This window comes from Antrihabitans auranticaus (genome assembly GCF_016481275.1).
GTDB lineage: Bacteria > Actinomycetota > Actinomycetes > Mycobacteriales > Mycobacteriaceae > Antrihabitans.
Genome location: NZ_JAEMNW010000007.1, coordinates 194,849 through 218,128 on the forward strand (window position 1 = coordinate 194,849; position 23,280 = coordinate 218,128).

The following is a 23,280-nucleotide window of genomic DNA, read 5'->3' on the forward strand; positions in this document are numbered from 1 at the left end:
TCTCGGTACCGGAAGGACGAGACAGATGAAGTACTTGCTGCTGGCGTACACGAGCAAGGACGCATGGGACACGATCGACGTGACAAGTGCGGAATTTCAGGCGACGTGCCAGTTCTACGAGGACATCGGCAAGGAACTGACGGAGACGGGCGAGTTCGTCAGCACCGAAGGCCTTGCCCATCCAGCACTGGCGCAGACCATTCGGAAGAACCCGGACGGGCTCGTCGTCAGCGACGGACCCTACGCGGAGATCAAGGAGGTTCTGGCGAGCTACGCGATCGTCGACTGCGAGAGCCACGACCGGGCGATGGAAATTGCCAAGCGCGTCGCCGATGCGGTCGGTGACACGATCGAGGTCCGCCCGATCATGTCCGGCCCGCCGGAACCGAACGCCTGACAAGTGCGCACAACCGACCGCATCGAGTACCTGCTGCGCGACCTCGCGCCGCAGGTGCTCGGCGCGGTCTATCGGCGCTACGGACATTTCGACGTCGCGGAGGACGCGGTACAGGAGGCACTCCTCGTCGCCGCGCAGCAATGGCCGGCCGACGGGGTGCCCGAAGATCCGCGGCCGTGGCTGATCAGAATCGCGTCGCGAAAGATGATCGATCAACTCCGCAGCGATCGATCGCGACGCGAGCGCGAGGATGCCGATGCGCTGCAGGTTCCGGTCGGCCGGACATTCGCGCGCGCTCCCGACGACGAAGCGCCCGTAGACGATTCGCTGCTGCTGTTGATTCTGTGTTGCCATCCTGCGCTGACCAGGGCATCGCAGGTCGCGCTGACGTTGCGCGCTGTCGGCGGCTTGACGACCGCGGAGATCGCGCACGCTCTGCTCGTGCCGGAATCGACCATGGGCCAACGGATCAGCCGGGCAAAGCAGACGATCAAGAAGGCCGGGGCGACGTTTGCGATGCCACCGGTTGCCGATCGTGGTGAGCGCCTCGATGCCGTCATGCAGGTCTTGTACCTGATCTTCAACGAGGGCTACACGAGCACCTCGGGCGCAGACCTGCATCGCGTCGAACTTTCCGCTGAGGCAATTCGACTGACCCGCATACTGTTTCACGCGGTGCCAGGTGACGGCGAAGTCGCCGGGTTGCTGTCTCTGATGCTGTCGACCGATGCGCGCCGCGCCGCGCGGACGACCGCCGGCGGTGCCCTGGTACCGATGGCAGAGCAGGACCGCACGCTCTGGGACAGCGCCGCGATCGCCGAGGGAGCCGAGCTCGTGACGGCCGCGATGAAACGAAAACCGTTGGGACCCTATCAGTTGCAGGCAGCCATCGCTGCGGTGCACAACGAGGCCGAGGTGTCGGACGACACCGACTGGGTGCAGATCCTGGGTCTGTACGGACTGCTCGAGCAGCTTGCCCCCAATCCGATCGTCACGCTCAATCGAGCGGTTGCCCTGGCCATGGTGCGCGGTCCGAACGAGGCGCTCGACCTCGTTGCCTCGCTCGGTTCCGACGAGCGAATCGCCGACCACCACCGGTTCGCGGCGGTGCGCGCGCACCTGCACGACATGGCCGGCGACCGAACTGCCGCGGCCGGACTTTATCGGGAAGCGGCGCGTGCGACCACGAGCATTCCGGAACAGCGATACCTGCTCGGCCGGGCCGCTCGGCTCGAGGCACCCCAACATGACTGACTGGATTTTGCACGTCGATCTCGACCAGTTCCTGGCAGCGGTCGAAAAGCGGCGCCGACCCGAATTACGTACGGTCCCGGTCATCGTCGGCGGTGCGGGTGACCCGACGCGTTCCCGGCAGGTGGTTGCCTGTGCGTCCTACGAGGCGCGAGCCTTCGGCGTTCATGCGGGAATGCCCTTGCGCGCAGCCGCTAAGAAGTGCCCGGACGCGGTTTTCCTGGCTAACGATTCGCCGGCCTACGAGGCGGCATCGGCGCAGGTCATGGACCTGCTGCGCACCCTGCCGGTACAGGTCGAGGTGTGGGGTTGGGACGAGGCGTTCGCGGGCGCGGAGACCGACGACCCGGAAGCTCTGGCAACCACGATCAGGACTGTTCTTGGCGAACAAGCCCAGCTGTCGTGCTCGGTCGGCATCGGCGACAACAAACTGCGCGCCAAGATGGCGACGGGCTACGCCAAGCCTGCGGGAATCTACCGGGTCACCGCTGCCGAGTGGAACGGTCTGCTGGCGGACCGCCCGACGTCGGCGCTGTGGGGGATCGGTTCCCGCACGGCCGCGCGATTGACGGAATTGGGAATCACCACGGTTGGCCAGCTGGCGAGCGCCGAACCAAACCTGCTGGCAACGGCATTCGGGCCGACGACCGGTCCGTGGCTGCTCCGGTTGGGCCGGGGCGAAGGCGAGACGGCGATCAGGACCGAACCGTGGGAAGCGCGTTCGCGCAGCAAGGTGAAGACCTTCCCGGCAGACCTCACCGAACGCGGCGAGATGCAGGAGGCGCTCACGGGGATTGCACGCGCAGTCGCAGCTGAGGTCGTTGCCGCCGACCGGGTTGTCGAACGCGTCGCGGTGACGGTTCGCACGGCGTCGTTCTACACCCGGACCAAGATCATGAAGCTCGCGACACCGACGACCGACATCGACACGATTGCCGAGGCGGCGCTGGTGGTTCTCGATCGATTCGAGGTCCACCGGCCCGTGCGACTGCTCGGCGTCAGGGTCGAACTGGTTGCGCGGCGCGAGCGCAGCTGATTGCGCAGAAATCTTCCGATCGTCACTCGCGACCCCGATCCCGCTTCTGCACGGGTCCGCGCGCTGCAGGCCAGGCGGCGACGAGTGTCCGATCGTCTGTCAGTCCGGGAACGTCGACGTTGATGATCTCGGCGAAGACATGCTCGTGCGGTCGAGTTGCGGTCACCGTTGCCAGTTGGGCAGCGACGGTGCGTTCCGCGCCGCGAAAGATGTCGGCCATGCCGTCTGTCATCAGCACGACGGCCGTATCCCGTGACCGCAGCGCCGACCCAGAGGACATCTGGTTGACATCACGGGGAAGGGCCCAGGTCACATTGCTGACGATCGGTCCCACCTTCTGCGAGTTGTTCGTTGCCCAATCGATCACGCCCGTGCGGTCGTCGACGAAAACGAGGTCCGAATCGCCGACCGTCGCCCAGAACACCGGGTACCGACCGCCAGTCTCCGGCCCGAGTGCGACGACGATCAGCGTGCAGGACGGGTCGGTGTTCGTCTTCTGCGTCGGGGTCAAGCTCGCGAAACCGTCGATCTTTGCAAGTTGCTCGATGGGGCGCCCCCGCATTTCACGGGCCACGGTTTCGACCAGATGCCGGCTGAACCGCGCCCACTCCGCCGGGTCGAGTGTGGGGCGCCCCCGCGCAGGCAAGTTCTCCTGCAGAGTCGAGACGGCGACCTCGACCGCGATCTTCGACGCGATGTGGGAGTTGACCGACGAGCCGACGCCGTCGGCGATCGCGAGGAATGCCCAGCCGTCGTCGGGCCAGCTCGCGATGGCATAGGAGTCCTCGCGAATCCGCCCGTAGGTGGAATGCGAGAGGCCGACCTGGCTGGCGGCGTAGGTCTCGAACTGCCCGGCTGTGCCGCGGTCCACGGTCAGCCCGCTCGATCCGGACGTTGTCCGCTGCCCGAGCCGGGTGGGCGGTGCGGTCGGCGGCACGCGAGCGGACCGAACCGGCGAGTACTCCGCCACAGCAGTGGGGCGCGCGGCCCACAGATAGATCAGCGCGGCGCTGATGATCGACGACAGGACGAGCCACAGCACGAGGGGCCAACGCGCGATCGGGTCGCCGCCGGACGCGGTCGTTGTTGGGCCGGCATGGTCGGCCGGCTCGGTGCCGATGTCGGTGGCAATGGTGAAAACCTTGTCCGACAACTGAATTACGACAATCACGTCGTCCTCGATACGCAGCACGGCGATCGGCGTCTTGCCTTGGGTATCGAAGTCGAGTTGGCCGTTTGCGGGCAGAACCGCCTTCTCGCCGAGGTTCGGCAGGCGCGCCTGGCCGGGCGCGCAGACCACGAACTCCTGATCGCCGAACCGCGTTCGCTCACGCGGCGGGTCGCTTTGCGGCTCGGCGCCGTCGAGCGCGCAGGCTTCGGCGAGGCGGCGATCCGACTTGCCGAGGGTGAGCGCAATTTCGCGGGACACCGCGACCGGATCCAGTTCCATAGCGGGCGTGGGTTCCGGGGTTGCAGGTTCGGCGACGATGGGCGACGCTGTACCGCCGTCGTTTCGTGCAGCCGTCCACCACGTGAGAGCGGCGAACATGGCCACCGCCAGGATCGCCAGGATCGGCAATACCCGACGCAGTCCGCGGCCTCCAGCAGTCCCGAGCGGCATCGCTCAATTCTCTGCCGCGAGGTGCGCGAATGGTCCGAAATCAGGCCTTGAGGCGACCGAAAGTTCGCAGTCCGGCGACCGTGTCGGCGAGTGTCTCACGCGTATCCCTGTAATGGATGCCGAGTTCCCGCTTGCTCGGTTCGTCGTCGGACGGCGGCATGTGGGTGTAGTACTGCATCCCAGCTTCGGTTACCGGGGTCTGGAACGGCACGAACCGGTCGACGATGTCGGCGATCTTGCCCAGACCGCGCAGCAAGGTATCGGGCACCGGCACCGACCGCACGGTCGTGTCGGTGACGTCGGAGAGCATGGCCGCGATCTCGTCGACGTCCAGGCGCGGTCCGCCTGCCATGTAGCGACGTGGGCCCATGCCCGGCTCGAGTAGCGCGGCATGCAGGTTCGCGAGATCGCGGACGTCGACGACCGTCCACCCCGCGTTGCGGCCGGGAATGACGCCCATCTGCACTGCTGCCGAGACGCCGTCGGCGGCCTCGCCGAACTGGTCGCCGACCGGTGGGCCGAGGACCATGCCCGGATACGTGATCGAGACGGGAGCCCCCGCGTCCTGCAATCCGCGTGCGTACGTTTCGACGGCTGCCTTCGAGCGTCCGTAGCCGTCCGTGCCGCCTGCAACAGGCAGATCCGCGCGGAACTCGTCGATCTCGGGGGTGAAGATGGCGGTGATGCTCGAGACGTGGACGATGGGGTCGAGCCCGAGTTCGACGGCGGTGCCGAGGACGTTGCGCGCGCCGTCGAGGTTCGTCGTCAGCATCCGCTCGGCCTGGCGCGGATCGGTCGCGACGAGTGCGGCGCAGTGCACCAGCGCGTCGCAGCCGTCGAGGGCGGCTTCGACCGACGCCTTGTCGGTGATGTCGCCGACCGCGTAGCTGCCTGGATCGACGCCGAGTTTCGCGACACTCGTACCGAGGCGAAGCGGATCGCGGACGAGAAACCGTACCTCGTGTCCTGCGTCGACGACGGCCTTGGCGGTCCAGCCGCCGACGAACCCGGTCCCACCGGTCACTAGTACGCGCATGCCGAAAAACCTACTCGCTGCACGAATCAGGCGGTCAGCTACTCACGATCGCGGCCATTCCCGGCGCGAGCACGTCGGCCAAGTCCGACCACGGCACCGTGACGACGACCAGGCCGACCGCATGCGGACCGACCTGACCGTCGGTGAAATGCAACTCCATCCCCGCAGGCGTCGCGAGCCAGTTGGCGAAATTGTCCATGGTCGGTTCGATCCCCAACTCGAAGAAGTCGGGTCCCGCAGCAGTCTCGGGAAGCAGTTGCGCCGCCTGCTCCGATAACACCGCGAGCCCGGCGTCGGTGTCGGTGAACAAGTCGTCGAGTGTGATCGGCTCGCCTGAATCGCCGTTGACCACGATCGTCGCGAGCAATGGCGACGGATGAGCGCCGGGCGGGTCGGCGTTCCACGAGGTGAGCAAGAGGCCGCTGACGACATGGTCCCCGATGTGGGTCACCGCGCTGTCGCCGCCGACGAGCGTGAACGCCTCGTCGCCGTAGCCGTCGATCTGGTCCTGCAGCGCCGAGCGCATGGATTCGTTGAATTCGGCTGCGACAGCAGGGTTCCCACCCTCGATATGCGGAATCGTCACGTCGTAGGTTGCGGTCGAGGTGCTGCCCTGGACACGCTGTGCTGTCTCGCGGTAGCGGGCCGACGGCGGGTTTTCGGTAGTCGGGGCTGTCGTGGCTGGGGAACCGGAAGCCTGGGCTGTCGTGCGCGGGGCCGCCGTGCTGTCGGACGACCGGGCGGCGAGGGCCACGCCGGTTCCAACGGCCGCGACCACCGCGACGGCCGCGACGCCGGCCAGCACCTTCCGAGTGTTCGAACGTTTCTTCACCGGCTCGCTGTATGCCGGCGCGATGACGGTCGGACCGGGTGCGCGTCTGGGCGGTTCGGGCTCCGGAATCGGCGCGAGCGGCACGGCCAATGCAGCTGCGGCGGCGCCGGCAAGTTCACGGCAGGAGTCGAAGCGCTGCGCAGGATTCTTCGCCAGTGCGCGGGCGATCACCGCATCGATCGCGGGCGGCAGCGTCGGGACGGACTCGGTCGCCCTCGGTGGTGGCGCGACCAAGTGGGCTTTGATCACCGCCAGCGGGTTCTCCCGCGGGAACGGAGTGTGGCCCGTGAGCATCTCGAAGAGGGTGCAGCCGAGCGCATAGACGTCGGCACGGTGATCGACAGCGTGCCCCTCGAGCTGTTCGGGCGCGGCGTAGGCGATCGTCGCCAGAACGTCCCCGGTTTCGGTGAAGTGCCGTGTCTCGTCGATTGCGCGGGCGATGCCGAAGTCTGTGATGAGCGCGCGTTCGCCGGTCGGTTCGTCGGGCGCCCTGGTGACGAGGATGTTCGCGGGCTTCACATCACGATGCAGCAGACCGAAGCGGTGTGCGTGATCGAGCCCCTTGGCCGCGTCGGCGATGATGCTGACGACTCGGCGGCCCGGCAGTGCGCGCGGACCGATCGAGACGAGTTCGGCGACATCGGTGCCGTCGATGAACTGCATCGCGATCCACAGCTGACCGCCCTCGACGCCGCGGTCGTGCACGGCGACCACGTTCGGATGGTGCATGCGAGCTGCCACGTCGGCTTCACGCTCGAACCGCGCACGAAACGTCGAGCTCGTGCCGTAGTCGGCGCTGAGCAGTTTCAGGGCGTCGGACCGTGGCAGGCGTGGATGCTTCGCCAGATACACCGACCCCATACCGCCGCGGCCGAGCATGCGTTCGATCGTGTAACCCGCAAAGACCGAACCGGGTTGGAGCATCACCCCGCGAGGGTAGCGCAGCGGTCGCGCGCTATGTTCGGGTGCAGGCGAGCGTGCCGAACTCACGAAAGAGGATGCGAATGCGCGCGATTGCGGTAACCAGGCTCGACGGTCCGTCCGCTGTGGAGGTCGTCGATATCGACGAACCGGCCGGCGACGGACTTGTTGTCATCGACGTACATGCAGCCGGTGTCGCGTTCCCCGACGCGCTGCTCACCCGCGGTCTCTACCAGTACAAGCCGCCGCCGCCGTTCGTGCCGGGCAGCGAGGTCGCGGGGATCGTCCGGTCCGCGCCCGCCGGTGCATCCGTCAAGGCGGGCGACCGCGTTGTCGCGATCTCGGGTCTCGGCGGTGGTATGGCCGAAGTTGCTGCGCTGCAACCGAACCTGGTGTTCCCGCTGCCGGACAACGTCTCGCTCGAAGCGGGCGCCGGTTTGCTGTTCAACGACCTGACCGTGCACTTTGCGTTGCGCACCCGCGGCGGACTGAAAGACGGTGAGACCGTGCTGGTGCACGGCGCGGCCGGCGGCATCGGCACGTCTGTGTTGCGGCTCGCGCCCGCCCTCGGCGCGGGCCGAACGATCGCCGTCGTCAGCACAGAGGAGAAGGCAGAGACAGCCCGTGCCGCCGGCGCCACCGATGTGGTCCTCACCGATGGCTGGCTCGCTGCTGTCAAGGAGCTGACCGGTGGCCGCGGCGTCGACATCGTCGTCGACCCCGTCGGCGGCGACCGCTTCACCGACAGCATTCGCTCGTTGACTCGTTCGGGGCGCGTTCTGGTGCTGGGCTTCACTGCGGGCGACATCCCGAGCGTCAAGGTCAACAGACTCTTGCTGAACAACGTCGACGTTCGCGGCGTCGGCTGGGGTGCCTGGTTCATGTCCGATCCCGGCTACCTCGCCGAGCAGTGGGCGGAGGTCGGGCCACTGCTCGAGTCCGGCAAGATTCCGGCACCGGAACCGGTCGTCTACCCGCTCGACGCGGCGGCCGAGGCGATCGCGTCGCTCGAAAACCGTACTGCGAAAGGCAAAGTCGTACTCCGCGTCCGGAGCTGAGGATGGCCGATGTCGTCGCGAACCGCGTTCTGAACCGGACGCTGCTCGATCGTCAGCAGTTGCTGCGGCGCTGCGACCTGACCGTCCACGAACTCGTCGATCATCTCGTGGGGTTGCAGGCCCAGGACGTGGTCCCGCCGTTCATCGCACTGTGGAGTCGCATCGACGGTTTCGACCCCGCGGTGGTCTCAGCTGCGTTGGACGACCGGGCGCTCGTGCGAATTACGTTGATGCGCGGGACGATTCACCTGGTATCTGCGGCCGACGCACGTCGGATCGCCCCGCACATACAACCTGAGCTCGAGAAGATTCCGTTCCGCAAGGGATTCTTCTTCGGCGCCACGGTCGGGATGGACATCGACGACGTTCGGGCGCGCGGTGAGCGCCTGCTCGGTGCTGAACCGGTCACCGCGGCGGAGCTGCGCAAGCGCGCGGCGGCGGAGTGGCCCGACCGCGACAGCCAGGCGACGCTGCAAGCGCTCCTCTACCTGCTGCCGGTGCTGCAGACGCCACCACGGGGCAAGTGGAAATCCAACAATCGGCCGACGTGGTCGCGGATCGAATCCTGGCTCGGACAGCCACAGGACCGCTCGTACCCGGTCGACGACCTCATCCTGCGTTACCTGCGCGCGTTCGGTCCGGCAAGCACCATGGACATGCAGACGTGGTCGAAGCTGGTCGGCCTCAAAGAGGTTGTCGACCGGCTCGGTGAGCAGCTGCGCACCTATACCGACGAGCACGGCAGAACCCTGTACGACGTCGCCGACGGCGTACTGGCCGACCCCGAAACCCCCGCACCTGTCCGCTATCTCGGCTGGTACGACAACGCGCTGCTGTCGCACAAGGATCGGACGCGGATCATGCCGCCCGATCTCGCGGTCACGCCGAAGTCGATGGCAACCAACATGTCTGCCGTTCTCGTCGACGGATTCGTCGCCGGCCTCTACAAGATCTCGAGTTCCCGTGACACGGCTACTTTGACCCTTTCCCTCGGCGCGAAGCTGCCCCGACGGACCATCGCGGCGCTGGAGGACGAAGGACTGGCGCTCGTGCGGTTCCTCGAACCGGACAAGTCGCCTGCGTTCGAGATCGAGTAGCTGTCGGTACAGTTTCGGTTGTGCGAAAACACGGGCGGGTATTGGCCGCGATCACGCTCGCTGTGCTCGTGGCGGGCTGCGGCGGTAACGACGGCGATGCCCAGCCCGAAGACTCACCGCGCGCCAGCCAGAAGGTTTCGCCGATCGGTCCGTTCTTCGGTGAGTGTGGTTCGGCCACCGATGACGAGGTCGCGCAGGCCTTCTCGGTGCCGGCGTTCAGCAAGATCACCCGAAACTCGGTCGGCTGCGTCTGGGAGGTCGGCGGCAGCAGCGGTCCGAGCGTCAGCTTCTCCTGGTATCGCGGCAGTCCGATCGAACGCGAGGCGACCGGTTCGGACCGCATCGGTAGGCCGCCGGAGTGGATCGAGATCCAGGGTCAGAAAGCGTTCGTCGGCTCGATCCCCGGTGAGCTCTGCGAGGTCGGCGTGCAGTACGGCGACGACTTCTTCCACTGGTCGGTGACGGTCGGCCTCAGCACGGGCTTCGTCGACACGTGCGACGTCGCGAAGAAGCTTGCCGACCTGACCGCATCGAGGACCGAATGAGATCCCTGTCCCGTGTACTTCTTGCCGCGATCACGCTCGCCGGGCTTGCCGTCGGGTGCGGTAACGACGTCAAGGAACCGCAGATATCGAATGCGACGGTCCGCAACGGCAGCGAGCTGAAATTCCGTGACGCCCTCCAGGAATGCCAGACCGTGTCGCTGGACCAGATCGCCGAGGTCGTCGGCGGCAATTCGGCGTCGCAGAGTTTCTACGGCGCGATCTGCCGCTTCACCGTCGGCGGCCAGGTCGGGTCGGTCGAGGTCACCTTCAACTGGTTCGAAAGCGGATCGCTCGAGGGGGAGCGGACAGCGCTGGAGAAGCTCGGCTACGACTTCTCCGACGTCAGCGTGCAGAGCTGGAAGGCAGTGCAGGCGCAGCCGCCGAACGATCCGGACTCCTGTGGCGTCACCGCGCGGGCGCCGGACGCGGGCGTCGTGGGGTGGTGGGTGCAGTATCGCCCCGGCTCGGCGCACCCGGATCCGTGCACTACGGCGATCGACCTACTGAAATTGACCCTCAACGTTGCCCGTTAGCCCGCGCGGCGGCCGCGTCGTGAATGCGCAGGTAGAATCGGTGTGTCGGCAACGCCGCCACGTGGGTTGCGTAGCAAATTCGAGCCACTTTGACCACGCGGCGCGCCGACAGGTAAGGTGGATCGCTGTGCCCGGAAGCATGCGGGCAGCTTGTGTGCAATGTTTAGGCCAGCGAGAGCGGCTGACGATCTAGTCGTGCCCCGAAGCTGGCTTTTGCGCTGTGCGCGACACGCCCGACCTCGGGACACGAGGTCGGACGACCGCTAGACGACGAACTGCTCCACCGCTCAGCTCCAAACACGTTCGACCACAAGACGTTTCAGTACCGATTAGAGGAAAGCCGGTCTATGCCAACCATCAACCAGCTGGTCCGAAAGGGCCGCACCGACAAGGTCGCGAAGCTCAAGACCGCGGCCCTGAAGGGCAGCCCCCAGCGCCGCGGCGTGTGCACTCGCGTGTACACAACCACCCCCAAGAAGCCCAACTCGGCGCTTCGTAAGGTCGCGCGTGTTCGCCTGACCAGCGCTGTCGAGGTCACGGCCTACATCCCAGGTGAAGGCCACAACCTCCAGGAGCACTCGATGGTGCTCGTGCGTGGCGGTCGTGTGAAGGACCTCCCCGGTGTTCGCTACAAGATCATCCGCGGTTCGCTCGATACCCAGGGCGTGAAGAACCGCAAGCAGGCTCGCAGCCGCTACGGCGCCAAGAAGGAGAAGAGCTGATATGCCACGCAAGGGACCCGCACCCAAGCGTCCGCTGATCAACGACCCGGTCTACGGGTCGCCGCTGGTTACTCAGCTGGTCAACAAGATCCTGCTCGACGGCAAGAAGTCGACGGCCGAGCGCATCGTCTACGGCGCGCTCGAGCAAGCCCGCGAGAAGACCGGCACGGATCCGGTCGTCACCCTCAAGCGTGCGCTCGACAACGTCCGGCCCGCGCTCGAAGTGAAGAGCCGTCGCGTCGGTGGCGCGACCTACCAGGTTCCGGTCGAGGTTCGTCCGGGCCGGTCGAACACGCTGGCACTGCGCTGGCTCGTCACGTTCTCGCGCGCGCGTCGTGAGAAGACCATGGTCGAGCGTCTCGCCAACGAGCTGCTCGACGCCAGCAACGGTCTGGGCGCGTCGGTCAAGCGTCGCGAAGACACGCACAAGATGGCTGACGCCAACAAGGCATTCGCGCACTACCGCTGGTGACTCGGAGCCCGCTCCGCCCAGCGGAGCGAGGCCTTCGAACGAATACAGCTTTTAGTCCAACGATTCCCGAAGGGAATGATCGTGGCACAGGACGTGCTCACCGACCTGAACAAGGTCCGCAACATCGGCATCATGGCCCACATCGATGCAGGCAAGACCACCACAACCGAACGCATCCTCTTTTACACCGGTATCAGCTACAAGATCGGTGAAGTTCACGATGGCGCAGCCACGATGGACTGGATGGAGCAGGAGCAGGAACGCGGCATCACGATCACGTCTGCCGCGACCACATGCTTCTGGAACGACAACCAGATCAACATCATCGATACGCCCGGCCACGTCGACTTCACGGTCGAGGTCGAGCGGTCGCTGCGTGTCCTCGACGGTGCAGTTGCCGTCTTCGACGGTAAAGAAGGCGTCGAGCCGCAGTCCGAGCAGGTGTGGCGGCAGGCCGACAAGTACGACGTTCCGCGCATCTGTTTCGTCAACAAGATGGACAAGCTCGGCGCGGACTTCTACTTCACCGTGAAGACCATCAAGGAGCGCCTCGGCGCGAAGCCACTCGTCATCCAGTTGCCGATCGGCGCTGAGGACACCTTCGAAGGCATCGTCGACCTGGTCGAGATGAACGCCAAGGTGTGGCGCGGCGAGACGAAGCTCGGTGAGAAGTACGAGGTCGTCGCGATTCCGGAAGAGCTCGCCGAGTTGGCTGAGCAGTACCGGACCGAACTGCTCGAGACCGTTGCCGAGTCCGACGAAGAGCTGCTGGAAAAGCACTTCGGTGGCGAGGAACTGACGATCGAAGAGGTCAAGGCTGCCATCCGCAAGATGACGGTTGCCTCCGAGCTGTACCCCGTGCTCTGCGGTTCGGCGTTCAAGAACAAGGGCGTTCAGCCTATGCTCGACGCCGTCATCGATTACCTGCCTTCGCCCCTGGACGTCGAGGCCACCACCGGCCACGTGCCCGACCACGAAGACCAGCTGATCACCCGCAAGCCGAGCGCTGAGGAGCCCTTCTCCGGGCTGGCGTTCAAGGTTGCGACGCACCCGTTCTTCGGCAAGCTGACCTACGTCCGCGTGTACTCGGGCAAGGTCGACTCCGGCTCCCAGGTCATCAACTCGACCAAGGGCAAGAAGGAGCGTCTGGGCAAGCTCTTCCAGATGCACTCCAACAAGGAGAATCCGGTTGCCACCGCGAGCGCCGGCCACATCTACGCCGTGATCGGTCTGAAGGACACCACGACCGGTGACACGTTGTCGGATCCGCAGAATCAGATCGTCCTCGAGTCGATGACGTTCCCGGACCCGGTCATCAACGTCTCCATCGAGCCGAAGACCAAGTCCGACCAGGAGAAGCTCGGTACGGCCATCCAGAAGCTGGCCGAAGAAGACCCGACCTTCTCGGTCAAGTTGGACGAAGAGACCGGCCAGACCGTCATCGGCGGTATGGGCGAGCTCCACCTCGACATCCTCGTCGACCGCATGCGTCGCGAATTCAAGGTCGAGGCCAACGTCGGTAAGCCGCAGGTTGCTTACCGCGAGACCATCACCAAGCTGGTCGAGAAGCACTCGTACACCCACAAGAAGCAGACGGGTGGTTCGGGTCAGTTCGCCAAGGTGATCATCAACGTCGAGCCGTTCCACGGCGAAGACGGGTCGCACTACGAATTCGAGAACAAGGTCACCGGTGGTCGCGTGCCGAAGGAGTACATCGGCTCCGTCGACGCTGGTGCTCAGGACGCGATGCAGTACGGCGTGCTCGCCGGCTACCCGCTGGTGGACGTCAAGGTGACTCTCGTCGACGGTGCTTACCACGACGTCGACTCGTCCGAAATGGCCTTCAAGATCGCCGGCTCCGCCGCGTTCAAGGAAGCTGCTCGCAAGGCCGGTCCGGTGATCCTCGAGCCGATGATGTCGGTGGAGGTCACCACACCCGAGGCATACATGGGTGATGTGATCGGCGACCTCAACTCCCGCCGTGGCCAGATTCAGGCCATGGAGGAACGCAGTGGTGCTCGTGTCGTCAAGGCACTTGTTCCGCTGTCGGAGATGTTCGGCTACATCGGAGACCTTCGGTCGAAGACCCAGGGCCGGGCGAACTACTCCATGGTGTTCGATTCCTACGCAGAGGTTCCCAGCAACGTCTCGAAGGAAATCATCGCTAAGGCGACGGGCGAGTAAGCGAAGCGAGCTCGCCTCAACGGCGCAGCGGAATAGTTCCGGCGCTAGCACGACCAAGAAATATCCGTACTGCTGCAAACTGCAAGCAACCAATAAGTCCAGGAGGACACCACAGTGGCGAAGGCGAAGTTCGAGCGGACGAAGCCGCACGTCAACATCGGGACCATCGGTCACGTTGACCACGGCAAAACGACTCTGACCGCGGCTATCACCAAGGTCCTGCACGACAAGTACCCGACCCTCAACGCAGCCTTCGCGTTCGATCAGATCGACAAGGCTCCGGAAGAGAAGGCTCGTGGTATCACGATCAACATCTCGCACGTCGAGTACCAGACCGAGAAGCGTCACTACGCGCACGTCGACGCCCCCGGCCACGCGGACTACATCAAGAACATGATCACCGGTGCCGCCCAGATGGACGGCGCAATCCTGGTGGTTGCCGCAACCGACGGCCCGATGCCGCAGACGCGTGAGCACGTGCTGCTCGCACGCCAGGTCGGTGTGCCTTACATCTTGGTCGCGCTGAACAAGGCCGACATGGTCGACGACGACGAGATCATCGAACTCGTCGAGATGGAGGTTCGTGAACTCCTCGCTGCACAGGAGTTCGACGAGGACGCCCCCGTCATCAAGGTGTCGGCACTGAAGGCACTCGAGGGTGACCCGGAGTGGGCCAAGTCGATCGAAGAGCTGATGCAGGCTGTCGACGACTCCATCCCGGACCCGGTCCGTGAGACCGAGAAGCCGTTCCTCATGCCCGTCGAGGACGTTTTCACGATCACCGGTCGTGGCACCGTCGTCACCGGTCGTATCGAGCGCGGCATCGTCAACGTGAACCAGGAAGTTGAGATCGTCGGCATCAAGGAAAAGTCCACGAAGACGACCGTCACCGGTATCGAGATGTTCCGCAAGCTTCTCGACCAGGGACAGGCGGGCGACAACGTCGGTCTGCTGGTCCGTGGTATCAAGCGCGAAGATGTCGAGCGTGGCCAGGTTGTCGTCAAGATCGGCACCACCACCCCGCACACCGAGTTCGAGGGCCAGGCGTACATCCTGAACAAGGAAGAGGGCGGCCGCCACACGCCGTTCTTCAACAACTACCGCCCGCAGTTCTACTTCCGTACGACTGACGTGACGGGCGTTGTGACCCTGCCCGAGGGCACCGAGATGGTTATGCCCGGTGACAACACCGAGATGACCGTCAAGCTGATCCAGCCGGTCGCCATGGACGAGGGCCTCCGTTTCGCGATCCGTGAAGGTGGCCGCACCGTCGGCGCCGGTCGCGTCACGAAGATCATCAAGTAACACCTGCTGCAACGCGCCAACGGCGCCGGTTTCCTTCGGGGGCCGGCGCCGTTGGCGTCTTCGCACATCTTGCTGGTACTTCGCAGGTCTTGCAGGTGGCCACATCTTGTGTGAAGTGCCGGAAAGTTGTGCGAAGTCACACGCGAGGAGTCGGGGTCCAGGTCCCGATGCGCCTGCTGCAGCGCGCGATGCCGGCTGCCGACCGGATTCGGGCAACGAGCCGGGCGGCGTCCTCCAGGTCGTCCCACGTGATGCGGACGACGATCCAACCGAGCGCGCGAAGCCTGTCTTCCCGAACCTTCTCGGCGATGACGACCGCTTCCGGTGTGCGCTTACCGCGCAGCTCCGCCTGGTACTTCACCATGCCGTCGAACTCGACGATCACGCCGAGTTCCTCGATCAAGAAGTCGACGCGTGCAACCCACTCGCCGTCTGGGCCGAAGACGTTGGCCTGCAGTTCAGGTGTCGGAAGACCGCCTCGGAACAGGGCAACCCGAGTGCGCGATTCGCCGACGCTTTCGCTTCTGCCGTCCAGGAATTCCACGACCTTTGCCGCCGCGCGGCGGCCCGGCCGACGGCGGGCACGCTGCAGATGTTCGCGCAGTTCGGCTGTCGTCGTCAGCCCCTGGTGCAGCGCAGAATCTCCCGCTACGACTGCCTGTTCGAACGGCTCGGAGCGGGCGAGGTCGATCACGGTTCGTGGTGGAGTCGTCAATCGGATGCCGTCGACGACGGTTATCTCGTCCGGCTCCAGATGCGATGAGTGCACGACTATCTTCTTGCCCATTCGTCCCCCGTTTGTTCTGTCGCGTGTCAGATGTACCCGGCTCAGCGATATTTCCCAGGTCTGGAGTCCGTGCACCATCGCCGACGACGCGTTGCTGACGACCGCAGAAGTCGACGTTGTAGCGCACACAGCCTGAACAAGCAGGACATGACGATCGGTCCGGGTCAGATCGACCCCTGTGAGCGGTACGTAGTGACCACGGGCGAGGTGGCGCAGCTCTCCGTTTCGGCACATCCGTCTGAGATCGACGTCGGTCAGTCCGCTAGCCAGAGCGTCGCGACGTGAAATTGGTTGCGGTAGGTCCACTTTGCGATCATGCATGCTGTGGCACTCGCCGCGAAGGGCCAAATATTCACCTGTGGACAACTCGTGCCCTGTGCATAAGTTCAGGTACAACCGTCCAGGTCTTCTTCCACAACGTGCATTCACTTCACACAGGCTGCGGCTAGCTGCGGCGTCTGCGAGGTGGCAAGACGGTCTGCGAAGAACGCGATCACCCGAGTTGGGTCAGCCCCGCCGCAAGCAGTTGGGCGACGCCTCCGAGGTCGTCGTTGTGCAATCTCGCCATGCCGTCCATTGCGCGCAGGCGATCACCGCTTGCGGCGGCGAACATGGCAGAGACCCACGCTGTTGCGCAGGCGTGCAGGGTGCGCGCCTCGACGGGATGTGGGGTGCTCGAGGTGAGCAAGCGAACGGTGAGTTCGTGGAGCTGTCGCCGCAGCCGACGCATCTGTGCACGCACGTCGGGGTGGGTTTCGGCCTCGCGCCACAGGATCACCCGCAGCACCGGGGAGGTGTGCCCGCGGAGATTCAACGCGGTGTCGAGGTTGACCAAGCTCTTCGCGGGATCGCCGGGAGCAACGAGCGATCCGAGATCGGCGATCGGCTCGTCGGGCAACCGTTCGCCGATCAGCGCGGTGAGGATCGCTTCCTTGGTCGGGAAGTAGTAGAAGACGAGCCCCTTGGGAACCCGCGCTTCGGAGGCAACCGCTCCCGTCGACGTGGCATCGAATCCGCCTGTGGCAAACAGCTTTTCGGCAGCATCGAGAATCAGCTGGCGGGCGTCGCCATCCACTTTCGCGCTGCGCCGTCGACGGGGGCGGGCCCCCGAGTCGCGGATCGACATTCGTACTAGTGATGCGTCGCGAGACCGCCACGATGCAGCTTGGCATTGATCTCCGGGAGAGCGGCGACCGCGACAACGACAGTCAGTACGCCGACCACCCACGCGGTCCAGGCTGCGGACCTGAACCCGTCGTAGCTCATGACCCACGGTGACACGAACAGCAGCACGCCGAAGAGTCCCATCGCGTAGTCGGACAGCGACAGTTCCGTGACGTAGATCTGCGCGAGTCCCGCCGCGGCGATCAGTACGCCGAGCACGATCAACGACCACCTGCCGTTGCTGTTGACGTCGACCCAGATCGGTGACAGCGCAGCGAACGCGCCGAATACGACGGCCAGGTAGTCCTGTAGACGACTTTCTTCGAACATGTCGAGCCTCCTCGAGACGGATTTTGTCCTACCTTCGGTATAGCTCTGATTGACCGGTCGATCAATAACGATTTCGCACCGCCTTTTCGCTGTCGGCGCGCCGCTCTGCGCCTAAGGTCGACCATCGAGAGAAGGAGTCGAGCGATGACGGAATCGATAACGGGTAAAACAGCATTGGTGACCGGCGGAACGGGCGGGCTCGGCAGCGCGGTTGTGACGAAGCTGCTCGACGAAGGCTGGCGGGTCGTTGTGCCGTGGATCGTCGAAAAGGAGCTCGAACGGTTGCCCGAACATGCGGGCCTCGAGCTGATCAAGGCCGACATGTTCGACGAGACGAGCGTCGCGGAAGTCGCCCAGCTCGCGGGCGGTCGCGAGGACGCGCCGCTGCAAGCCGTCGCCAACCTCGTCGGCGGGTTCGCGATGGGCGGCAAGGTTCATCAGACGCCGATCGACGAGTTCGAAAGGTTACTCCGGCTGAACCTGCGTTCGACCTATCTGACGACGCATGCGGCTCTGCCCTACCTCATCGAGGCCGGTGGTGGATCGGTCGTCGCGGTCTCCACGAAAGCCGCATTCGAGCCGTTCTCGGGCGCCGCCGGTTACATCACGTCCAAGGCTGCGGTCTGGGCGTTGGTGACGGCGTTGGCCGTCGAGTACAAGGCTGACGGTGTGCGCGTCAACGCGATCCTGCCATCGGTGATCGACACGCCTGGCAATCGGTCGAGCCAGCCGAATGCGAATCGCAAGGGGTGGGTCACGCCACAGGCAATCGCGGAAGTGATTTCGTTCCTCTTCAGCGACGCTTCAGCGACGATTACCGGTGCCCAGGTGCCGGTTCCGGGTGTGGGAGCATGACTGCGTGAGTAATGGTGAACAACGTGTCGTGATCGTCGGCGCGGGTCTGTCGGGTCTGAAGACCGCTGAGGAACTACGTCGCGCCGGCTTCGACGGGGAAATCGTGCTGCTCGGCGAGGAGAACCACCTCCCGTACGATCGGCCGCCGCTGTCGAAGGACGTGGTCCGCGGCGAGCGTGACGATACGACGCTCAAGCCTGCGGAGTTCTTCGCGGACAAGAAGATCGAGTTGCAGCTCGGTGCGGCAGCAGCGGGCGTCGATACCGCTGACAAGACGGTGAAGCTGGTCGACGGGTCCGAGGTGAGCTTCGACCAGCTCATCATCGCGACCGGTCTCACACCGCGACGGCTGCCGGGACTTCCTGAGCTCACCGGTGTACATGTGCTGCGTTCGCTGAACGATTCGTTGACCTTGCGTGCGGAACTCGAGCCCGGCAAACGTGCGCTGATCGTCGGTGCAGGCTTCATCGGCTGCGAACTCGCCGCGAGCTTCCGGACGACCGGCGTCGACGTCCTCCTCGTGGAACCACAGCCCACCCCGCTGGCCTCTGTGCTCGGCGAGCAGGTCGGCCGGCTCGTCGCGCGGATGCATCGCGACGAAGGCGTCGACCTGCGCTGTGGCACGGGCCTGAAGACGCTGGTCGGAGACGATTCCGGCCGCGTGACCACCGCTGTGCTGAGCGACGACACCGAGATCAAGGTCGACGTCGTTGTGCTCGGCGTCGGCTCGGTTCCGGTCACGGAGTGGCTGAAGGATTCGGGCATCGAACTTGCCGAACCGTCCCAGGGCGGCGGCGTGCTTGCTGACGAGGTCGGCCGGACCAACGTCGAGGGTGTCTGGGCGGTCGGCGACGTCGCGTCGTGGCTCCACAGCACGGGCTCGCAGAAACGTGTCGAGCACTGGTCGAACGCAGGTGACCAGGCCAAGCTGCTCGCCAAGGCGTTCACGGGAGTCGAAAGCAGCGGTCCGGCCGCTGTGCCGTACTTCTGGAGCGACCAGTACGACATCAAGATCCAGGCGCTCGGCACGCCGCTCGCATCGGACACGGTCCACCTCGTCGAGGATGACGGCAGAAAGTTTCTCGCGTACTACTCGCGCGACGGCGTCCTGACCGGCGTAGTCGGCGGCGGGTTGCCCGCGAAGGTGATGAAGACGCGGGCAAAGCTGACCGTCGAGTCGCCGATCGGGGAGCTGCTCGGCTCGTGATCGTTGCGTTGATCGACTCCGGTTTCGGGCTGCTGCCCACGGCCGCCTGGCTGCGCAAGCTGCGGCCGGAGCTCGATTTGCTGTTGTTGCTCGATCCGGACGGTCGGCCGTGGGGTCCGAAGACCGAGGAATGGGTGACCGAACGGGTCCTGGCGACTGCCGACGACGCGGTGAGCCGTGGTGCGGAAGTGATTGTGCTGCCGTGTAATACGGCGACGGTGACGGCCGTGGCCGCCGTGCGCGCCCGGCTTGGCGATGACATCCCGGTAATCGGAACCGTACCCGCGATCAAACCTGCGGCGGCAGTGTGTTCGTCGGTCGCGATCTGGGCGACGGCGGCGACAACCGCGAGCGCGTACCAGGCCGACTTGATCGCGCAGTTCGGAAACGGCGCGGAAGTTGTGGGTGTCGCGTGCCATGGCCTCGCAGACTCGATCGATCGCGGCGACGTCGCGGCCGCGCGCGCTGCCATTGCCGCTGCCGCGGAGTTGACGCCGGACCGCGTCGAGGGCGTCGTCCTCGGCTGTACGCACTACCCGTTGATGGTCGACGAGATCGTGGCCGCCCTGCCAGCCGGCGTCAAACTTTTCGACAGCGCCGAAGCGGTCGCCGCGCAGACGTTGCGCCGCATCGACGCGCTCGGTCGCCCAGTCGCGGGCACCGGCTCGGTGCGGGTGGTGCTGAGTGGTCGCCCAGGTGAGTTGCCGGAAAGTGCGGCCGCGTTCGAGAGCGGCCGGCAGTTGCTCGGAGCGCATCCGCATGACGGCCGCTGACGTCGCTGCCGACCTCGCCGCGGTTGCCGACCCCGCCGACGCGGTCTTTCTGCAGCGCTTCTTCAAGACGGGCCCCGGCCAGTACGGCGAGGGTGACGTGTTTCTCGGGGTCCGGGTACCGGCGACTCGCAAGGTCGTGAAGCTGTACAACGATCTGCCGCTCGATCAGGTCGACGTCCTGCTCGACAGCGAAGTACACGAGCATCGGTTGGCCGCTCTGCTCATTCTCAACGTGCAGTACGCAAAGGCGGCCAAGAAGTCGGACGTCGATGCACAGAAAAAAATCGTCGATCTGTATCTCGCGGCGCTACGACGCGGTCGGGTCAACAACTGGGACCTCGTCGACTCTTCGGCCGAAAACATCATCGGCCCTTGGCTTTTCGATAAGTCGCAGGATCTGTTGTTCGAGCTGGCGGCGGGGGAGAGCCTATGGGAGCGGCGCGTTGCGCTGTTGTCGACCTTCGCGTTCATCAAACGTGGCGACGCGACGGTGACCTTCGACGTCGCGGAACGACTGCTCTCCGACCGTGCGGACCTGATCCAGAAGGCGCTCGGCTGGATGCTGCGGGAAGTCGGCAAGAAGATCGACCGCGGCTTGCTCGAAACGTTCCTCGACACGCACGCGAGTGCGATGGGACGGACCGCATTGAGCTATGCGACGGAACATTTCGACCCGGAAACCCGGAAAGCGCTACGCGCGCGCTAGTACTCGATTTTGACGGTGTCGGTGATCGGGTGCGCCTGGCAGCCGAGGATGTAGCCGCTCTCGATGTCTTCGGGGTCGAGAATTTCGCAGTTGTCCATCTCGACCTTGCCTTCGAGGACGGTGCACGCGCACGACCCGCACTCGCCTTCCTGGCATGAGTAGGGCACGTCGATGCCCTTCGCCAGCATGATGTCGACGAGGGTCTGTTTGCGCGGCCACCGCAGGAGGTGCTTTTCGCCGTCGAGTTCGACTTCGACCGTGGCGGCGTCGGCTTGGTCTGCCTCGGTCAGTTCGACCGGTGCGGAGTCGATGAAGGGGTCGCCCGCGAGAGAATTGAAGACCTCCGCGTGGACGTGGTTGCGTGGCACGCCCAGGCCGTCGAGCGCGTGATGGACGACGTCCATGAACGCCGCCGGACCGCACATGAAGGCCTGGTATTCGACGTACGGCGCAGCGGCTGTGGCGAGTTGTTCGGCAGTCGGCAAGCCCTGCAGAGTCTCGAGCCAGTGGACGACGACGAGCCGGGTCGGATGCTGCGTGACGAGAGTCCTGAGTTCGTCGGCGAAGATGACGCTCTTCTCGTCGCGGTTCGCGTAGAAGAGAACGACCTTCCCGCTGCCCTGAGACAGTGCGGACTTGAGGATCGAGATCACGGGGGTGATGCCGCTGCCGGCCGCGAACAGAGCGAAGTCGTCGTCGAGCGTTTTCGGCGTGAAGTGGCCGGATGGCGGCAGCACTTCGACGGTGTCGCCGATCGTGATGTTGTCGCAGACCCAGTTCGACCCATAGCCGTCGGCGGTCCGCTTGACGGTCACCTTCGGCTGATCGTCGGTGAACGGAGAGCTGGCCAGCGAGTAGCAGCGCGCGACCGATCCGGTGCGGTCGCTGGGAATGCGCAGCGTGAGGAACTGACCGGGTTTGTAGGCGAACTTCTCTTTGAGCTCGTCAGGAACGGCGAAGACGACCGACCGCGAGTCGTGTGTTTCCTCGATGACGCCGGACACTGTCAGCACGACCGAACGCGAGCCGTGCGGAACGTCAACGGTGGTCATGGGGGAACGGATCCTCTCGACGCAGGTTCAGCAAAGTAGAACGTGTTCTAGTTTCGATGCTACGTGGACGACTGCTGCCGGACAAGTTGCGTCTCCAAACCGGCGATCATCGTCTCGACCGTGAACTGGTAGAAGTACTTGCCGCTGAGGTCGGCCATGTGCTTTGTCGCGCGTTCCAGAGATTTCGGGAGGTCCTGGGGGAGTTCCCGCGACGTGTTGGTCACTCTGCTGCGGCCGAAGAGATAGGTGTGCATCGTCGCGTAAGCGGCGAGCACGTTGCGTGCGGAGAAACCCGCGTCGAACAGGATCTCCATGATCGCGTCGATAAGATCGAGCTGCTTGCGCAGCATTCGTTCCATCAGGACCTCGCCGAGGCCGGGATGTTTCCGGAGCTTGTGATCGATCTGGTCGATCAGCGTCCGCAATCGTTCCTGCCACGTGCCCTCGTCGGGGTCGGGGACGCGGATGCCGGAGAGCGCTGCAGAGACCACGAGGTCGAGCAGCTCGCTCTTGTCTGCGACGTAGTAGTAGGGCGCCATCGGCGAGACGCCGAGTTCGCGCGACAGGCGTCGCATCGACAGCTTGTCGACGCCGTCGACCCGGACCACGCGCAGTGCTGCCTCGACGATCTCGGCCTCGGACAACGAACCGTTGGCACCGCCCGGCGCACGCGGGGCTCGGTCTGCGCTGGGTTGGTTCATGTCGGTAATGCGCTCCGCGGGTCTCGAAAAAGTACGTCGAATCTCTGTGCAGTCTAGGTGCCCGTGTGCGGGGCGGATGCCACCAGTCCGTTCAAGCCGTCCTGCAACGCCGCCGCGCCTTGCGTCAGGAGGTCGGGTAGGGACAGTCCATCGTCGGAGAGCCACTGCTCGTAGGCGGCCACCGCCACTCCGAGGAGCAGCCAGCCGGCAGTGCGCGGACCGTGATCGGTCGGCTTGCTGCCGGTTCGCCGGGCGACGTACTCGGCGACAACCGTCCGCCATCCGCCGTACATCACCATCGAATAGCCCTGGAGCGCGGGAACCGTGAGAATCAGCTCCATCCGCTTGCGGTGGGTGGCCGCCTGGTCCGCCGGGAAGGTGTTGAACTCGAGCAGCGCCGTGGTGAGTCCTTCGGCGAGCGGAATCGAGGACGGTAGCTCGGCCAACTGTGTGCGCATCTCCGCGAGGTGAACGTCGAAGTCGCCCCAGGGCACGGCGTTCTTCGAGGGGAAGTAGCGAAAGAAGGTGCGGCGCGCGATACCGGCTGCCGCCGCAATGTCGTCGATGCTCGTGTCGTCGAAGCCGTTGGCCGCGAACAGTTCGATTCCGACCGCGCTGATCTGGTCCTTGGTCGTCGCTGGGCGACGCCCGACGCGGATCGCGGGCTCCGTGTGAGTCATCACCGTTCCTCCTTC

The 23,280-nt window shown here is 65.0% G+C and carries 24 protein-coding genes; 15 read left to right on the plus strand and 9 right to left on the minus strand.

Annotated elements, in window-relative coordinates; all coding sequences use genetic code 11:
- Positions 1 to 25: 25 nt before the first annotated feature.
- From JGU72_RS25195 to JGU72_RS25205, 3 genes are read left to right on the plus strand one after another with little or no spacing between them, the layout of a single operon-like run.
- Complete coding sequence (locus tag JGU72_RS25195) at positions 26 to 397, plus strand: YciI family protein (RefSeq protein ID WP_199686842.1); 372 nt, start codon at positions 26 to 28, stop codon at positions 395 to 397.
- Positions 398 to 400: 3 nt separating this feature from the next.
- Entirely contained in the window at positions 401 to 1,651 is a 1,251-nt protein-coding gene (locus JGU72_RS25200; protein ID WP_199686843.1) for an RNA polymerase sigma factor, read from the plus strand.
- Positions 1,644 to 2,684, plus strand: coding sequence for a DNA polymerase IV (locus tag JGU72_RS25205; protein WP_199686844.1), 1,041 nt, complete (start codon positions 1,644 to 1,646; stop codon positions 2,682 to 2,684). Before JGU72_RS25200 ends, JGU72_RS25205 begins: the two co-directional genes overlap by 8 nt.
- 22 nt (positions 2,685 to 2,706) lie before the next feature.
- On the opposite strand, the gene JGU72_RS25210 is transcribed toward JGU72_RS25205, so the two are convergent.
- The 3 genes from JGU72_RS25210 to JGU72_RS25220 are packed head-to-tail and all read right to left on the minus strand — an operon-like array spanning position 2,707 to position 7,097.
- Complete coding sequence (locus tag JGU72_RS25210; protein ID WP_199686845.1) at positions 2,707 to 4,305, minus strand: protein phosphatase 2C domain-containing protein; 1,599 nt, start codon at positions 4,303 to 4,305, stop codon at positions 2,707 to 2,709.
- Between the two features lie 40 nt (positions 4,306 to 4,345).
- Positions 4,346 to 5,341 carry an SDR family NAD(P)-dependent oxidoreductase gene (locus tag JGU72_RS25215; RefSeq protein ID WP_199686846.1) on the minus strand — a complete coding sequence of 332 codons (996 nt, stop codon included), beginning with the start codon at positions 5,339 to 5,341 and terminating at the stop codon, positions 4,346 to 4,348.
- Positions 5,342 to 5,375: 34 nt separating this feature from the next.
- Positions 5,376 to 7,097: a protein kinase domain-containing protein gene (locus JGU72_RS25220; protein ID WP_233533014.1), complete on the minus strand. Its 1,722-nt coding sequence runs from the start codon at positions 7,095 to 7,097 to the stop codon at positions 5,376 to 5,378.
- Between the two features lie 80 nt (positions 7,098 to 7,177).
- Between JGU72_RS25220 and JGU72_RS25225 the strand changes: the two genes are divergently transcribed.
- The 8 genes from JGU72_RS25225 to tuf all read left to right on the plus strand — a co-directional run bounded on the left by JGU72_RS25225 (position 7,178) and on the right by tuf (position 15,010).
- Positions 7,178 to 8,152 carry an NADPH:quinone oxidoreductase family protein gene (locus tag JGU72_RS25225; protein ID WP_199686848.1) on the plus strand — a complete coding sequence of 325 codons (975 nt, stop codon included), beginning with the start codon at positions 7,178 to 7,180 and terminating at the stop codon, positions 8,150 to 8,152.
- Between the two features lie 2 nt (positions 8,153 to 8,154).
- Positions 8,155 to 9,249 carry a winged helix DNA-binding domain-containing protein gene (locus JGU72_RS25230; protein ID WP_199686849.1) on the plus strand — a complete coding sequence of 365 codons (1,095 nt, stop codon included), beginning with the start codon at positions 8,155 to 8,157 and terminating at the stop codon, positions 9,247 to 9,249.
- 20 nt (positions 9,250 to 9,269) lie between these two features.
- Positions 9,270 to 9,794: a DUF3558 domain-containing protein gene (locus tag JGU72_RS25235; protein ID WP_199686850.1), complete on the plus strand. Its 525-nt coding sequence runs from the start codon at positions 9,270 to 9,272 to the stop codon at positions 9,792 to 9,794.
- The gene (locus JGU72_RS25240) at positions 9,791 to 10,327 is read left to right on the plus strand and encodes a DUF3558 domain-containing protein (RefSeq protein ID WP_199686851.1); all 537 of its coding nucleotides are present in this window, start codon (positions 9,791 to 9,793) and stop codon (positions 10,325 to 10,327) included. The genes JGU72_RS25235 and JGU72_RS25240 overlap by 4 nt, the downstream gene beginning before the upstream one ends.
- A gap of 347 nt (positions 10,328 to 10,674) precedes the next feature.
- Positions 10,675 to 11,049: a 30S ribosomal protein S12 gene (rpsL, locus tag JGU72_RS25245; RefSeq protein ID WP_075839236.1), complete on the plus strand. Its 375-nt coding sequence runs from the start codon at positions 10,675 to 10,677 to the stop codon at positions 11,047 to 11,049.
- A gap of 1 nt (position 11,050) precedes the next feature.
- Complete coding sequence (gene rpsG / locus JGU72_RS25250) at positions 11,051 to 11,521, plus strand: 30S ribosomal protein S7 (protein ID WP_199686852.1); 471 nt, start codon at positions 11,051 to 11,053, stop codon at positions 11,519 to 11,521.
- Positions 11,522 to 11,599: 78 nt separating this feature from the next.
- The gene (gene fusA / locus JGU72_RS25255; RefSeq protein WP_199686914.1) at positions 11,600 to 13,705 is read left to right on the plus strand and encodes an elongation factor G; all 2,106 of its coding nucleotides are present in this window, start codon (positions 11,600 to 11,602) and stop codon (positions 13,703 to 13,705) included.
- A 114-nt stretch (positions 13,706 to 13,819) separates the two neighbouring features.
- Positions 13,820 to 15,010: an elongation factor Tu gene (gene tuf / locus JGU72_RS25260; RefSeq protein WP_199686853.1), complete on the plus strand. Its 1,191-nt coding sequence runs from the start codon at positions 13,820 to 13,822 to the stop codon at positions 15,008 to 15,010.
- Between the two features lie 136 nt (positions 15,011 to 15,146).
- Here the strand turns inward: tuf and JGU72_RS25265 are convergent, their stop codons facing one another.
- The 3 genes from JGU72_RS25265 to JGU72_RS25275 all read right to left on the minus strand — a co-directional run bounded on the left by JGU72_RS25265 (position 15,147) and on the right by JGU72_RS25275 (position 17,291).
- Positions 15,147 to 15,797, minus strand: coding sequence for an endonuclease domain-containing protein (locus tag JGU72_RS25265; protein WP_233532967.1), 651 nt, complete (start codon positions 15,795 to 15,797; stop codon positions 15,147 to 15,149).
- A gap of 493 nt (positions 15,798 to 16,290) precedes the next feature.
- Complete coding sequence (locus JGU72_RS25270) at positions 16,291 to 16,923, minus strand: TetR/AcrR family transcriptional regulator (RefSeq protein WP_199686855.1); 633 nt, start codon at positions 16,921 to 16,923, stop codon at positions 16,291 to 16,293.
- Positions 16,924 to 16,928: 5 nt separating this feature from the next.
- Positions 16,929 to 17,291, minus strand: coding sequence for an SPW repeat domain-containing protein (locus JGU72_RS25275; protein ID WP_199686856.1), 363 nt, complete (start codon positions 17,289 to 17,291; stop codon positions 16,929 to 16,931).
- A 144-nt stretch (positions 17,292 to 17,435) separates the two neighbouring features.
- Here JGU72_RS25275 and JGU72_RS25280 point away from each other — a divergent pair, with 144 nt between their 5' ends.
- Genes JGU72_RS25280 through JGU72_RS25295 form a run of 4 tightly spaced genes read left to right on the plus strand, consistent with a single transcriptional unit; the run spans position 17,436 to position 20,832 of the window.
- Positions 17,436 to 18,146, plus strand: a complete 711-nt coding sequence (locus tag JGU72_RS25280) for an SDR family NAD(P)-dependent oxidoreductase (RefSeq protein WP_199686857.1) — start codon at positions 17,436 to 17,438, stop codon at positions 18,144 to 18,146.
- A gap of 4 nt (positions 18,147 to 18,150) precedes the next feature.
- Positions 18,151 to 19,353, plus strand: coding sequence for an NAD(P)/FAD-dependent oxidoreductase (locus JGU72_RS25285; RefSeq protein ID WP_199686858.1), 1,203 nt, complete (start codon positions 18,151 to 18,153; stop codon positions 19,351 to 19,353).
- Complete coding sequence (locus JGU72_RS25290) at positions 19,350 to 20,126, plus strand: glutamate racemase (protein WP_199686859.1); 777 nt, start codon at positions 19,350 to 19,352, stop codon at positions 20,124 to 20,126. Before JGU72_RS25285 ends, JGU72_RS25290 begins: the two co-directional genes overlap by 4 nt.
- A complete protein-coding gene (locus JGU72_RS25295) occupies positions 20,113 to 20,832 on the plus strand; it encodes a DNA alkylation repair protein (RefSeq protein WP_199686860.1) in 720 nt (239 codons plus the stop codon). The genes JGU72_RS25290 and JGU72_RS25295 overlap by 14 nt, the downstream gene beginning before the upstream one ends.
- Here the strand turns inward: JGU72_RS25295 and JGU72_RS25300 are convergent.
- The 3 genes from JGU72_RS25300 to mftR are packed head-to-tail and all read right to left on the minus strand — an operon-like array spanning position 20,829 to position 23,268.
- Positions 20,829 to 21,884, minus strand: coding sequence for a ferredoxin--NADP reductase (locus JGU72_RS25300; RefSeq protein ID WP_199686861.1), 1,056 nt, complete (start codon positions 21,882 to 21,884; stop codon positions 20,829 to 20,831). The genes JGU72_RS25295 and JGU72_RS25300 overlap by 4 nt on opposite strands.
- A 59-nt stretch (positions 21,885 to 21,943) precedes the next feature.
- Positions 21,944 to 22,585: a mycofactocin system transcriptional regulator MftR2 gene (gene mftR2 / locus JGU72_RS25305; protein ID WP_199686862.1), complete on the minus strand. Its 642-nt coding sequence runs from the start codon at positions 22,583 to 22,585 to the stop codon at positions 21,944 to 21,946.
- A gap of 53 nt (positions 22,586 to 22,638) precedes the next feature.
- Positions 22,639 to 23,268, minus strand: coding sequence for a mycofactocin system transcriptional regulator (gene mftR / locus JGU72_RS25310; RefSeq protein ID WP_199686863.1), 630 nt, complete (start codon positions 23,266 to 23,268; stop codon positions 22,639 to 22,641).
- Between the last annotated feature and the right edge of the window lie 12 nt (positions 23,269 to 23,280).

Coding starts and splice junctions, on each gene's coding strand:
- JGU72_RS25195 (WP_199686842.1), top strand. CDS start 26: ATGAAGTACTTGCTGCTGGCGTACACGAGCAAGGACGCATGGGACACG.
- JGU72_RS25205 (WP_199686844.1), top strand. CDS start 1,644: ATGACTGACTGGATTTTGCACGTCGATCTCGACCAGTTCCTGGCAGCG.
- JGU72_RS25210 (WP_199686845.1), bottom strand. CDS start 4,305: ATGCCGCTCGGGACTGCTGGAGGCCGCGGACTGCGTCGGGTATTGCCG.
- JGU72_RS25215 (WP_199686846.1), bottom strand. CDS start 5,341: ATGCGCGTACTAGTGACCGGTGGGACCGGGTTCGTCGGCGGCTGGACC.
- JGU72_RS25220 (WP_233533014.1), bottom strand. CDS start 7,097: ATGCTCCAACCCGGTTCGGTCTTTGCGGGTTACACGATCGAACGCATG.
- JGU72_RS25225 (WP_199686848.1), top strand. CDS start 7,178: ATGCGCGCGATTGCGGTAACCAGGCTCGACGGTCCGTCCGCTGTGGAG.
- JGU72_RS25230 (WP_199686849.1), top strand. CDS start 8,155: ATGGCCGATGTCGTCGCGAACCGCGTTCTGAACCGGACGCTGCTCGAT.
- JGU72_RS25240 (WP_199686851.1), top strand. CDS start 9,791: ATGAGATCCCTGTCCCGTGTACTTCTTGCCGCGATCACGCTCGCCGGG.
- rpsL (WP_075839236.1), top strand. CDS start 10,675: ATGCCAACCATCAACCAGCTGGTCCGAAAGGGCCGCACCGACAAGGTC.
- rpsG (WP_199686852.1), top strand. CDS start 11,051: ATGCCACGCAAGGGACCCGCACCCAAGCGTCCGCTGATCAACGACCCG.
- JGU72_RS25265 (WP_233532967.1), bottom strand. CDS start 15,797: ATGGGCAAGAAGATAGTCGTGCACTCATCGCATCTGGAGCCGGACGAG.
- JGU72_RS25270 (WP_199686855.1), bottom strand. CDS start 16,923: ATGTCGATCCGCGACTCGGGGGCCCGCCCCCGTCGACGGCGCAGCGCG.
- JGU72_RS25275 (WP_199686856.1), bottom strand. CDS start 17,291: ATGTTCGAAGAAAGTCGTCTACAGGACTACCTGGCCGTCGTATTCGGC.
- JGU72_RS25280 (WP_199686857.1), top strand. CDS start 17,436: ATGACGGAATCGATAACGGGTAAAACAGCATTGGTGACCGGCGGAACG.
- JGU72_RS25295 (WP_199686860.1), top strand. CDS start 20,113: ATGACGGCCGCTGACGTCGCTGCCGACCTCGCCGCGGTTGCCGACCCC.
- JGU72_RS25300 (WP_199686861.1), bottom strand. CDS start 21,884: ATGACCACCGTTGACGTTCCGCACGGCTCGCGTTCGGTCGTGCTGACA.
- mftR2 (WP_199686862.1), bottom strand. CDS start 22,585: ATGAACCAACCCAGCGCAGACCGAGCCCCGCGTGCGCCGGGCGGTGCC.